This is a genomic window from Neobacillus notoginsengisoli, from assembly GCF_003515685.1.
GTDB classification, from domain to species: Bacteria; Bacillota; Bacilli; order Bacillales; family Cytobacillaceae; genus Bacillus_D; species Bacillus_D notoginsengisoli.
In genome coordinates this window covers 190981-203343 of sequence record NZ_QWEG01000005.1, presented here as the reverse complement: position 1 = coordinate 203343, position 12363 = coordinate 190981, and the positions used below count along the sequence as shown (strand labels likewise).

Annotated in this window: 12 protein-coding genes and 1 pseudogene; 7 read left to right on the top strand and 6 right to left on the bottom strand. The window is 47.3% G+C overall.

Annotated elements, in window-relative coordinates:
• The first annotated feature begins 119 nt into the window (after positions 1 to 119).
• Positions 120 to 1256, top strand: coding sequence for a glycosyltransferase family 2 protein (locus D1B31_RS09460; protein ID WP_118920528.1), 1137 nt, complete (start codon positions 120 to 122; stop codon positions 1254 to 1256).
• A 110-nt stretch (positions 1257 to 1366) separates the two neighbouring features.
• Complete coding sequence (namA, locus tag D1B31_RS09455) at positions 1367 to 2383, top strand: NADPH dehydrogenase NamA (protein WP_118920527.1); 1017 nt, start codon at positions 1367 to 1369, stop codon at positions 2381 to 2383.
• 227 nt (positions 2384 to 2610) lie between these two features.
• Here namA and D1B31_RS09450 read toward each other — a convergent pair whose 3' ends face one another.
• Positions 2611 to 2898 (bottom strand): hypothetical protein, encoded by a 288-nt coding sequence (locus D1B31_RS09450; RefSeq protein WP_118920526.1) that lies wholly within the window; start codon positions 2896 to 2898, stop codon positions 2611 to 2613.
• Between the two features lie 187 nt (positions 2899 to 3085).
• On the opposite strand from D1B31_RS09450, the gene D1B31_RS09445 reads away from it, so the two are divergent.
• Positions 3086 to 3361, top strand: coding sequence for a hypothetical protein (locus D1B31_RS09445; RefSeq protein WP_118920688.1), 276 nt, complete (start codon positions 3086 to 3088; stop codon positions 3359 to 3361).
• A 25-nt stretch (positions 3362 to 3386) separates the two neighbouring features.
• On the opposite strand, the gene rnz is transcribed toward D1B31_RS09445, so the two are convergent.
• On the bottom strand, positions 3387 to 4322 hold the full coding sequence (gene rnz, locus D1B31_RS09440; RefSeq protein WP_118920525.1) for a ribonuclease Z: 936 nt from the start codon (positions 4320 to 4322) through the stop codon (positions 3387 to 3389).
• A 274-nt stretch (positions 4323 to 4596) separates the two neighbouring features.
• Between rnz and zwf the strand changes: the two genes are divergently transcribed.
• Together zwf and D1B31_RS09430 are read left to right on the top strand one after the other, a co-directional pair.
• Positions 4597 to 6099: a glucose-6-phosphate dehydrogenase gene (gene zwf, locus D1B31_RS09435; protein ID WP_118920524.1), complete on the top strand. Its 1503-nt coding sequence runs from the start codon at positions 4597 to 4599 to the stop codon at positions 6097 to 6099.
• Between the two features lie 16 nt (positions 6100 to 6115).
• Positions 6116 to 6733: a cyclase family protein gene (locus tag D1B31_RS09430; RefSeq protein ID WP_118920523.1), complete on the top strand. Its 618-nt coding sequence runs from the start codon at positions 6116 to 6118 to the stop codon at positions 6731 to 6733.
• A 41-nt stretch (positions 6734 to 6774) separates the two neighbouring features.
• Here D1B31_RS09430 and D1B31_RS09425 read toward each other — a convergent pair.
• A pseudogene (locus D1B31_RS09425) lies at positions 6775 to 7949 on the bottom strand (DNA polymerase IV).
• 212 nt (positions 7950 to 8161) lie between these two features.
• Between D1B31_RS09425 and D1B31_RS09420 the strand changes: the two are divergent.
• Positions 8162 to 8806: a hypothetical protein gene (locus D1B31_RS09420; protein WP_142922578.1), complete on the top strand. Its 645-nt coding sequence runs from the start codon at positions 8162 to 8164 to the stop codon at positions 8804 to 8806.
• A gap of 62 nt (positions 8807 to 8868) precedes the next feature.
• On the opposite strand, the gene D1B31_RS09415 is transcribed toward D1B31_RS09420, so the two are convergent.
• From D1B31_RS09415 to mce, 3 genes are all read right to left on the bottom strand, one after another.
• Entirely contained in the window at positions 8869 to 9990 is a 1122-nt protein-coding gene (locus tag D1B31_RS09415; protein WP_118920521.1) for a M20/M25/M40 family metallo-hydrolase, read from the bottom strand.
• A gap of 79 nt (positions 9991 to 10069) precedes the next feature.
• Positions 10070 to 11623: an acyl-CoA carboxylase subunit beta gene (locus D1B31_RS09410; RefSeq protein WP_118920520.1), complete on the bottom strand. Its 1554-nt coding sequence runs from the start codon at positions 11621 to 11623 to the stop codon at positions 10070 to 10072.
• Positions 11623 to 12036, bottom strand: coding sequence for a methylmalonyl-CoA epimerase (gene mce / locus D1B31_RS09405; protein ID WP_118920519.1), 414 nt, complete (start codon positions 12034 to 12036; stop codon positions 11623 to 11625). The genes D1B31_RS09410 and mce overlap by 1 nt, the downstream gene beginning before the upstream one ends.
• Positions 12037 to 12241: 205 nt before the next feature.
• Here mce and prli42 point away from each other — a divergent pair, with 205 nt between their 5' ends.
• Positions 12242 to 12337, top strand: a complete 96-nt coding sequence (prli42, locus tag D1B31_RS24225; protein WP_158587511.1) for a stressosome-associated protein Prli42 — start codon at positions 12242 to 12244, stop codon at positions 12335 to 12337.
• The last annotated feature ends 26 nt before the right edge of the window (positions 12338 to 12363 follow it).

Here is a 12363-nt window from a genome sequence, read left to right as displayed (position 1 = left end):
TTAGGAACTTATTGTCATTATTTCCGCATAGCTAGGGGATTATCAAAATGAAGCAGTAGAACCGTCCCCTGCATCACCCGAATGGTACAATGAAAGAAAAAAGCGATGGGGATTTTTGTATGCTTATATTTTTATTGTCGTTGAGTTTGTTGATTTGGATTGTGTTTTTAATTGATGCTTTGATTGGGTTTAGATCGCTTGATCGGTTGGAGGATGAGGTGCCTCTTGGGGAGGGGCCGCTGCTTTCGGTTGTGGTGGCGGCGAGGAATGAGGAGGCCCATATTAAGAAAAGTGTTTTGAGCCAGTTGAACCAGACATACCGGAATGTGGAGTGGCTGCTTGTGAATGACAGGTCCACGGACCAGACTGGTAAAGTGATGGAAGAGCTAAAATTGATGGATGACCGGGTACAGGTTATCCACATTGAAGAGTTGCCCGAAGGCTGGCTTGGCAAAAATCATGCTCTGTATCAAGGGTATCTCGCTTCTAAAGGTGACCGGATTCTGTTTACCGATGCAGATGTTGAGTCTAACAAGTATGCGTTTGCAAAAGCGCTTGGCTATTTCGAACGAAACGGGCTCGACCACCTGACTGCAGCTCCGAATATGAGAGCAGACGGCTTCTGGCTAAAGTCATTTGTAGCGTTTTTTCTGTTCGGCTTTTCTTACTATAAGCGTCCGTGGGCGGCAAATAACCCAAAATCGAAAATTGGGATTGGTATCGGAGCCTTTAACCTCGTTTCGAAAGCTGGTTACGAATCATTCGGAACCCACGAAGCAATTAAAATGAGGCCGGACGACGACTTGCAGCTCGGCCTGAAAATGAAACAAGCAGGATTGAAGCAGCGGATTGCCAGCGCCCTTACGCTTATTGAAGTGGAATGGTACGGGACACTTAGGGAAGCACTTGCCGGGCTTGAAAAGAATACGTTTGCCGGACTCCATTACCGACTTTCCATGGTTGTGTTCGCTGTTTTCGGTACGTTTGTTTCACAGGTACTGCCGTTTTTTACCCTCTTTATACCCGACCGGACTATTGTTTTACTGAGCCTTGGGAATATCATTGGAATTGCCGTACTTTACATGCTTGTATTGCGGAAGATGACCCGTTTTTCCCCTGTTTTGTTTGCTGCCTTCCCGCTGACAGCCTCGATTTTCATTTACAGTATCATCCGTGCGAGCTACCTGACGCTCAAACGCGGCGGTATCATCTGGCGGGGCACGAAATACAGCCTGAAGGAATTGCGCAAGCCGTAATTTAGATAAAAAAGACCGGGCTTTGCTATACTAAATTTGTTGATTCTACACATAAGGGGGACGAGTAAGGCAGTGGAACCGTCCCCTGCTTCAGAAAGGGAGGCTGCAAAATGGCAAAGTTATTTACTCCGTTTTCGGTTAAGGGGGTAACGTTTAAGAACAGGATTGTGATGTCGCCGATGTGTATGTATTCTTGCCATCGTGAGGATGGGATGGTTGAGGATTGGCATCGGACTCATTATACGAGCCGGGCGGTTGGGCAGGCTGGGCTTATTATTGTCGAGGCGACTGCCGTCACTCCACAAGGAAGGATTTCTCCGCAGGATCTTGGAATTTGGAGTGACGATCACGTTGCGGGATTGAAAGAGTTGACCGGCCTTGTGAAGGAACACGGTACTGCAATTGGCATCCAGCTTGCGCATGCGGGCAGGAAGGCTGTGCTTGAAGGTGAAATCCTTGCCCCTTCCGCGTTGGCCTTTAATGAAAAATCAAAGACGCCAAAGGAAATGACGAAGGCGGATATTGAGGAAACGATCGAGGCGTTCAAAAAAGGAGCCCAGCGCGCCAAAGAAGCCGGCTTTGATGTAATCGAATTACACGGAGCCCATGGCTATCTGATTAATGAGTTCCTCTCCCCTCTTTCAAATCAGCGGACAGATGAATACGGAGGTTCGGCCGAAAACCGCTATCGCTTCCTCCGCGAGATTATTGATGCAGTGAAAACGGTTTGGGACGGGCCGCTGTTTGTGAGGGTTTCAGCCAATGATTACACAGAGGGCGGATTGACGGTTGAAGATTATATCCCTCTTGCAAAATGGATGAAGGATCAGGGTGTCGATTTGATTGATGTCAGCTCCGGCGCTGTTGTCCCTGCAAGGATAAATGTTTACCCTGGCTATCAGGTTAAATTTGCGGAAACGATCCGGGAAGGAGCCGGAATAGCGACCAGCGCTGTCGGGCTGATTACTTCAGGCATCCAGGCAGAGGAAATTCTCCAAAACGAGCGCGCGGACCTTGTGCTGATTGGCCGTGAATTCCTCCGCGATCCATACTGGCCGAGGACCGCTGCAAAAGAGCTTGGCGTTGAAATCGAAGCACCAAAGCAATACGAACGCGGGTGGAGATAAGGAAGCTAGGCAAGACTGGTTTGCCGCTGTCCGCTAAGCCGGGCGCTTTGCGTGACAACTAGACCGGATTTTGGCCGTTTGTTGTCACGCATCCGGGCTTTGAGTGACAACTAAACCGGATTTTTGGCCGTTTGCTGCCACGCATCCCGGACATTTATACGCAAAGCCCTGATTGATCATCCACCAATCAAAAAACGGCGCCTTTCATAATGAAAGGCGCCACTTTTTTAACTCAGCAAACTCTCCGGTTCAATATCCGTTTTTGCTTTCAAGTATAAACCGTATTTTGCGAGGCCAATCGCAATCGATGACAGAATAATATTCACTACTACCGCAACGACGGTGAATCCGCCGAATCCGTAAAACATTCCAACCGCGGCGCCGACTGTAGCGCTGCCGGCCAATATGTACAGAAAATGGACTTTTGAAAAAAAGAACGTAATAAGGCCGCTAACTAATAACACGAGCGATCCCATGATGAAAAGTAATATGCCTGTAAGAATCAAAAATTCCATGCTCGTCTCCCCCTGGAAAATATGTATTTTTATTTGTTCCTTTACCCTATTTTCCAGTTTTAAACCGGGTATACATTTTTTCCTTACACTAACCACGGGTGTGAGCCATGCAGGACTGTCTAGTCGGTTGACCTGAGGAGAATTGGCAACACTAAATAAAAAGACCTTTCTCTGGAGGGTAGCCATGTTGGAGTTTCCTGTTATTCATACAAATATCTGGGATGTAATAATTGCGGTTCCGGCGATAATCGGCATTACCCAACTGCTGAAACTGTATTTTAAAATCTCTAAACCCATTGTCCCAACAATAGCGCTGGCAGCAGGACTTTTATTATCCGTCCTGGTCAGCCACCAATACAGCGTCCTTTCAGGACTGTTTATGGGCTGGTTCTACGGCTATGCGGCCATTGGCAGTTACGCAGCCATGAAAACCTCTTGGAAAGCGTATAGAAAAGAAAAATAAAAAACCGGCCCCAAAATGGACCGGCTCAATCCTTTGAATTTGGCAAGGGAATCTCAATCTCCTTAAAATCCTCGGCTATTTCCGTCTCTGCAAAAAATCCTTGCGCTTCTTTAAGAAGTTCCTTTGCAGCCTGACGGTCATAGCGCGAACTAATATGGGTGAGGCAAAGCTTTTTTACATTCGCCAATTTTGCCACCTCGACGGCCTGGGCGGTTGTTGAGTGAAAATATTCATAAGCCATCGCTTCTTCACCAGCGGCAAAGGTTGCTTCGTGAACGAGAAGGTCGGCTTTCTTGGCGAGGTTGACAGCATTTTCACAATAGCGTGTATCACCTAATATGGTGACTACCCTGCCCTTTTGCCGTGGACCGAGAAACTCCTCGGGATTGATGACCGTCCCATTTTCAAGAATGACCGGCTCTCCGTTTTTAATTTTTTTGTAAATCGGGCCTGGCCGCACCCCTGCCTCCGCCAATTTATCCGCAAGCAGTGTCCCTGGCCGGTCGGCTTCGGTAATTCTATATCCATATGACGGAATTCCATGGTCAAGGAGGAGAGCCTCCACCCGGAATTCGCCGTCGTCAAAAACAACCCCTTCCTCCAATTCAGTGATCGTAATCGGATATTTTAAGTACGTTCCACTGATGGACAGGCTTGTTTTAATATATTGGCCAATTCCTTTAGGGCCGATGACTTCAACCTCCGACTCCCCGCCCTGGAAGGAACGGCTCGATAAAAGCCCAGGAAGCCCATATATATGGTCACCATGAAGATGCGTGATAAAAATTTTTTCAATCCGCCGCGGCTTAAGCGATGTATGAAGAATTTGATGCTGGGTCGCTTCTCCGCAGTCGAAAAGCCAAATGGCGCCGCGCTCGTCAAGAAGCTTCAATGCCATCGATGTGACATTGCGGAGTTTGGCCGGCACGCCTGCTCCTGTTCCAAGGAATAATAGTTCCAACGTGAAAACCTCTTTCTTTTGCAAAAGTAAGCCTAAATCGTTATCCTGCCTATCCCGGCTGGATCATTGTCTGTTTTTTCTACTATACCATAATTACCTGCAGCCGCCTTCATAGGATGGAGAAAAAGACCAGATACAATGAACGAACCGTTTTCCAGCATCTTACATTAATTGCATAACATTTGCGAAAGCTAAGAATAACCGCTACAATTTTGTATTTGACAGGTAAATTTTTCACATCAGATACTATCTATACGTAAAGGAGTCTTTATCCTTGGCAAAATATAAGGAACAAACCTCGCTAATTATGATTTTTGGGGCGACCGGCGACCTTGCAAACCGGAAGCTGTACCCGTCTTTATACAGGCTGTTTAGAAAAGGTCTACTATCGGAACGTTTTGCCGTCATTGGTGTTGCCAGAAGGCCGCTGACGAATGAACAATTTCAGGAAAACGTAAAAAACTCGGTTCTTGAAGCGAAAGAAACCGGAAACAATATCGAGGAGTTCGCCTCCCATTTTTATTACCACTCCCATGATGTCACTGACTCGGGTTCTTATACAGTGTTAAAAAGAATGGCAGAGGATCTCGACAATCAATACGGACTTGGGGGCAACAGAATCTTTTACCTAGCCATGGCGCCTGAATTTTTCGGTACCATTGCCCTGCACCTGAAATCGGATGGGCTTACTGATGTTCCAGGCTTTAAGAGGCTCGTCATTGAAAAACCATTCGGCCATGATCTTGCATCTGCGGTAGAACTAAACGAGAAAATCCGAAAAGCCTTCAGCGAAGATGAAATTTACCGGATTGACCATTACCTTGGCAAGCAGATGGTCCAAAATATCGAGGTTATCCGTTTTGCCAACGCTCTCTTTGAACCACTCTGGAACAATCGCTATATTTCCAATATTCAAGTGACATCGAGTGAAACGCTCGGGGTCGAGGAGCGCGGCCGCTATTACGAAAATAGCGGCGCACTCAGAGATATGGTCCAAAACCATATGCTCCAGATGGTCGCGCTTTTGGCAATGGAACCGCCTATTAAGCTCACCACCGATGAAATCCGCTCGGAAAAGATCCGCGTTTTCCGTTCTCTCAGGGAAATCGAAGGGGATGAAGTAGCGAAATACTTCGTCCGCGGCCAATACGGTGCCGGAGAAATGAACGGTCTGCCGGTTCCTGCCTACAGGGATGAACCGATGGTCGATCCTCATTCCAACACGGAAACGTATGTGGCAGGGAAGCTGATGATTGACAACGCCCGGTGGGCAGGCGTTCCCTTCTATATCAGGACAGGAAAGAGGCTTGGCGCAAAATCGACGAAAATCGTTGTCCAGTTCAAGGATATTCCGATGAACCTTTATTATCAGCCGAATAAGCCGCTGAATCCGAATTTGCTAGTCATTCATATTCAGCCTGAGGAAGGGATTACCCTTCATCTGAACGCAAAGAAAGCTGGCCAAGGCATGGATGCGACTGAGGTAAAATTAAGTTTTGCCAATACGAGCGTAAATGAAATGAACACGCCCGAAGCGTATGAATTGCTCCTTTATGACTGCATGCGCGGTGACGCAACAAACTTTGCGCACTGGGATGAAGTGGCTCTGTCATGGAGCTTCGTGGATAAGATTTCCGATTACTGGGAAAGCACGAAGGAAGAAAGCTTCCCGAATTACGCGCCAGGTTCCAGAGGCCCGGAAGCAGCAGAGCAGCTTCTCGAAAAGGACGGCTTCTTCTGGTGGCGTGTAAGGGATTTAAACGTAGAGAACTGTTAAAAGCGGAGGGAATGTAGTGAAGATTTATGACATTACTGCACCAATTTTTGATGGGATGCCCGTTTACAAAAACAAGCCCGAGAAACAGCCGAAGCTTGAAACGGTAACGAACGCTCATGTGACTGAATCAAGACTCAGCCTCGATGTTCACACAGGCACTCATATTGATGCGCCACTCCACATGATCAATGATGGAAAAACATTTGAAACGATTGCAATTGAAGAGCTTGTCAGGTCAACTAAAGTGTTTGACATGACAGGGGTTTCAGATAAGATTACAGCAGCGGAACTCGAAGGTCTCGATCTTGTGAAAGGCGACTTTGTCCTTTTCAAAACAAAAAACTCTTATGATGAGGAGTTTAATTTTGAATTTGTTTATGTTGCCCAGGATGCCGCAGAGCGGCTTGCCGAAATTGGCGTCGCCGGGGTTGGTATTGACTCGCTTGGCATTGAACGTGCCCAGGAAGGCCATCCGACCCATAAGACGTTGATGACCCGCGATATTATTATTATCGAAGGCCTCCGCCTGAAAGATGTTGAAGCAGGCGAGTATTTCATGGTTGCCGCACCGCTGAAACTGCAAGGAACCGACGCTTCACCTGCTAGGATCCTGCTGCTTGAAGGACTAAAATAATAGATAAAAATGCCGTCCCGGCCGGGGCGGCATTTGTTTTTCTAATCCACTTCCGTAGAATTAACCTTGCCACCAGGCCTAAATCCACGCAGGAAATCTTTATTGAAGCTCGTTTGGGTCCCTTTATTTGCGTCAAGCACTTTTTTGGAAGCGGCATTGGAGATAATATTTTTTCCGTATTTCTCCTTTAACGCAGCCTGACTGGATTTCCATTCCAGTTACTGACAAGGAACTGCTTAGCCAATTCGGCTATTTCCTCTTTCCCACCGACCGGATTTCTTAGCTTTCTCCCCCGATTGACGGTTTTCCTGTCCTTATAGCGAATTGTGATTCCAAGCGAGTGGGCAACGACGTTTTTGCGCTTCAGCCTGGTCGCCACTTTATCTGCCAGGCCGTCTAGCACTTTAAATAACTCCCGCTGATTGGAAATATCCCTTGGCAACGTTGTGGAGTTGCCAACACTCTTGAAATCGGAAATCGAGTCTGGGTCAACTTGCCGCGAATCGATTCCATTCGCTCGGTCCTTCAGCCTTTGGCCGTTTATGCCAAGCACCATTTTAAGCTGTACTTCATTTCCCGCAGCCAAATCCCCAATCGTTTCAATTCCAATCCCTTTTAGCTTTTCCGCAGTTTTCGACCCGACTCCATGCATTTCGCCTACAGGCCTTGGCCAGAGAATTGACGGTATATCCCGCTTTCTTAAGACCGTGATCCCCATCGGCTTTTTCATGTCCGACGCTGTTTTTGCCAAAAATTTATTCGGTGCAATGCCAATGCTGCATGGAAGGTCAAGTTGATTCAGAATCCGTTTCTGAATCGTCCGGGCTATATCGAGCGGGCTTCCCAACTCATAGCTGTCTGTAATGTCCAAATATCCTTCATCAATTGAAACAGGCTCAACAAGCTCGGTAAACTGGGCCAAAATTTCAAACATGGCCGTTGAAGCTGCCCGATACCGGTCAAAATTCGGCTTCATGACAATCAGTTCGGGACAAAGCTTTTTTGCCTCCCATAAAGGCATGGTCGTCTTCACGCCCCGCTTCCTCGCTTCATAGCTGCACGTCACAATGATTCCGCGCCGCTCTTCCGGATTTCCGGCGATGGCCAGCGGCTTCCCTTTAAGGGAGGGATCATACGCTGTTTCAACAGATGCATAAAAACTATTCATATCCACATGCAAAATAACCCTTCCCTTTTTTGGATACATTTCTTTCATGGCCATCACCCCCTCATTCTTTCAGTTTAGCAAAATTAGAGGCTGGAAGCACCCTCCTCCCCTAATTTTTTGTCAGCTTGGATAGGGATAAGAAAAATCGAATATCATAATAAGAAGGATAAACAGGTAACTCTTTTTTGGGGACAGGGATCATTTGCTGATAAAAATTGTTAAATTCACTAACAATATTTTAACAAGAAAGGCCGATGTCAATGATGAAGGTACTAACGGCTTGTCTCACAGTATTCATTCTTTTAGCTGGCTGCGGTGGCGGTGATGGCGGAAAGCAAGAGTCAAAAAACGGTTCGAATTCCGCCTCAGGGGCTGAAACCTCCATTCAGACCACCACGTATTTCCCTAAAGCGCAGCAAATAAAGACTTACAAGGGATCAGGAAATGAGTTTGCTAGCGAGGTGGAAACGGCCTTTACCCGGGAAGGAAATTATCTTGCAACAGTAAGTGATAACGGCGGCACGAGAATCCTTAGAATCTTCCAGTTGGATAACAAAGGAATCTCAATTGTTTATGAAGAGCCGGAATATTATGATGAGGACGCGCCGGATATTGGCTCGTTGAAGCAAGCTTTCAGACCGAAAGTCATTCTTCCAAATCCGGTCACACTCAATCAACGATTTGATGATTGGATCGTGAAGATGGTTGATGCGGCCGTTGCCGTCCCATATGGCAAAATAAACAAGGTAATTGTTCTGGAGAAAACCGGGGAAGATGGCAGTACCATTCAAAATTACTGGGCCCCCGGCCTTGGAATTGTTAAAAAGTCCTTTTACCTGAAAGACGATTCCGGAAATGAAACGGTGGTCACGACAGAGCTTGAAAAAGTGGAAGCAGCTGATTAAGTTTATATTTTAAGACAAAAGGGAACCCACTGGGCTCCCTTTGCTGTTTTTAGGTAAAACTCTTATAAAGTTGCGACTTCCTCAACAATTGCAATCGCCATTTCGGCAAGCTTATTCAGTTCTTCTACCGGAATTCGCTCGTTCGTTGTATGGATTTCTTCATAGCCTACCGCTAAGTTGACGGTCGGGATACCGAAGCCAGCAATCACATTCGCGTCGCTTCCTCCACCGCTTTGCTGGAGTTCGCAGCTGCGCCCGATTCTTGCAGCGGCTTTCCTGGCCACCTCGACCACATGGTCGCCTTCGCCAAATTTAAAGCCAGGGTACATCACCTCGACGTCAACCTCTGCCCTGCCGCCCATCTGTTCGGCAACGGTTTCAAACGCATCCTTCATTTTTGCAACCTGGGCTTCCATTTTTTCCGGAATGAGTGATCTTGCCTCAGCCAGAATGTCCACACGGTCAGCAACGATATTGGTTGCCTGTCCGCCTGCAAACCTCCCAATATTTGCGGTCGTCTCACTATCAATCCTGCCTAAAGGCATTTTTGCAATGGCCTTAGCTGCAATCGTAATAGCGGAGACGCCCTTTTCAGGCGCGACACCCGCATGAGCTGTTTTTCCATAAATCACAGCGCTAATCCGGGCTTGGGTTGGCGCCGCAACGACAACGTTCCCTACCTTTCCATCGCTATCAAGTGCATAGCCAAATTTGGCTGTGATTTTAGATGGATCGAGTGCTTTGGCGCCCATCAGCCCCGATTCCTCGCCCACAGTGATAATAAACTGGATTTCTCCGTGTGGAAACGACTTTTCCTTTAGAATCCGAATCATTTCGAACATTGCGGCTAATCCCGCTTTGTCATCCGCGCCAAGAATGGTGGTACCGTCCGAAACGACGTACCCATCCTGAACGGAAGGCTTTATGCCCTTGCCAGGGGTCACGGTATCCATATGGCTTGTGAAATAAATCGGGTCCACCTCGTCCTTTGTCGCTGGCAACGTACAAATCAGGTTGCCCGCCCCGTGGCCGGTAATGGAAGTCGTATCATCTTCAAAAACATCAAGGCCAAGTTGGCTGAACTTCTCCTTCAATACTTTGGCAATTTCAGCTTCGAATTTTGTTTCGGAATCGATTTGCACAAGCTCAAGAAATTCATTTAACAATCTTTCGCTATTAATCATTTTTTCGAACCTCCGTCGGAAATAGATGTACTCGCTATTTTAGTATACCTTTCCATTTCTCCATCTTCAATATAGCGAATTAGAGTGGAATATTACCGTGCTTTTTCGGAGGGCGGGTTTCATGCTTATTCCTTAGCATTTCCAGTGCCTGGAGAAGCTTAATCCTCGTTTCGCGCGGGTCAATGACATCGTCGACCATGCCGCGCGCTGCCGCGACATACGGGTTTGCGAACTTTTCGCGGTATTCTTCAATTTTTTGTTGGCGTACCTTGTCAGGATCCGGACTATTCGCAATCTCTTTTGCAAAAATAATGTTCGCCGCGCCTTGTGGTCCCATGACAGCGATTTCAGCATTCGGCCACGCAAAAACGAGGTCGGCGCCAATTGATTTGCTGTTCAGGGCAACGTACGCGCCCCCGTAGGCCTTTCGGGTAATGACCGTCATTTTCGGGACGGTCGCCTCCGAATAGGCGAACAGAATTTTCGCGCCATGGCGGATGATTCCCCCGTGTTCCTGCTTGACTCCCGGGAAGAACCCGGTCACATCTTCAAATGTAATAATCGGGATATTAAAGGAGTCACAGAAGCGGATAAACCTTGCTGCCTTATCGGAAGAGTCAATATCAAGGCCGCCAGCCAAGAATTTCGGCTGATTGCAGACAAGGCCTACAGTATCGCCTTTCATTCTAGCGAGCCCAACAACGATATTTTTGGCAAAATCGCGGTGGATTTCCATGAAGCTGTCTTTATCCACAACTTGGTCAATGACCACTCTTACGTCGTAAGGCCTGATTGGGTCAAATGGAATGCAGTCGACAAGATTAGGACGGTAGTCATCCCCAGTCTCTTCATTCTCCACATGAGGCGGCCTTTCCCTCGAACTCTGCGGCAGGTAGCTTAATAGTTTTCTGACGGACTGCAACACTTCTTCCTCTGTCTCCCCCATAAAATGGGCATTTCCTGAAATCGAGTTATGTACTTTTGCTCCTCCAAGGTCTTCAGCGGATATCTTCTCACCTGTCACCGTTTCAATTACTTTCGGGCCGGTGATAAACATTTGGCTCGTTCCTTCCACCATGAACACGAAATCCGTAATCGCCGGTGAATAAACCGCTCCGCCAGCACATGGCCCCATGATGACAGAAATTTGCGGGACAACGCCAGAATAAATCGCATTCCGGTAAAAAATCTGGCCATACCCGTCCAATGAAACGACGCCTTCCTGAATTCTTGCCCCGCCTGAATCATTGAGCCCAATCACAGGCGCCCCGCTGTTGGCTGCCAAATCCATCAGATGGGCGATCTTTTTCGCATGCATTTCCCCAAGCGCGCCGCCAAACACGGTAAAATCCTGTGAGAAAACATAAACCGGACGGCCATTTATCTTTCCATAACCGGTTACGACCCCATCACCGGGTCCTTTTTGGCGGTCCATGCCGAAATCGGTGCTTCGATGCTCAATAAACGGATTGAGTTCAATAAACGAATCCTCATCTACGAGGAGGCTGATACGTTCCCTCGCCGTCAGCTTCCCTTTTGCATGCTGGCGGGCTATTTTTTCATCGCCGCCGCCCAGCTCAATTTCACGGCGCTTGTCATACAATTCATTTATTTTTTCAAAAATGTCAGCCATTACTTGCCCATCCCCTTTTTCTCACAAAACTCGAACAATACTCCCCCAGTCGATTTAGGATGCATGAACGCCACCTGTGCACCGCCCGCACCCGGTTTTGGCTCATCCTGCAGCATTCGAATGCCGCTTTCCTTCATCTCATTAATCCTGTCCTGGATGGAAGTCACCCCGAATGCGACATGGTGGATTCCTTCGCCGCGCTTTTCAATAAATTTCGCAATCGCACTTTCTGGCGAAGCGGGTTCCAGTAGTTCAAGCTTTGTACCCCCAGCATCTAGGAAGGCAACGATCACTTTTTCACTTTCGACTTCTTCAATGCCAACTAGGGGAAGTTTAAGAATGTCTGTGTAGAAAGGAAGCGCTTTCCCAAGGGATTGTACAGCAATCCCGATATGGTCCACCTTCTTAATCATCTCTTTCAACCCCCTATTTTCGTTTTTGAATGGGCACAGCCCCTTTTCTTTGCCCATTTCCATTTTGTCTCGGAAAAATTTCGACAATTATTGTATTCTCTAAAAGTGTCATAAATCCTTCCTAATTTGAGAGGTTGTCCACTGCGCCTTTTCCCGGTACAATAATAGTATCCCATAACTCTTACAGGGAGGAGACTATTTAGCCATGAAAAAACGTAATACTCGAAAAATTATCGTTTATTTGATGCTCTTTGCCATGCTCGCCTCAACACTTCTAATGGGGCTTGCAACTTTCCTATAAATGATTCCACGAAAAGGACTGCCTGT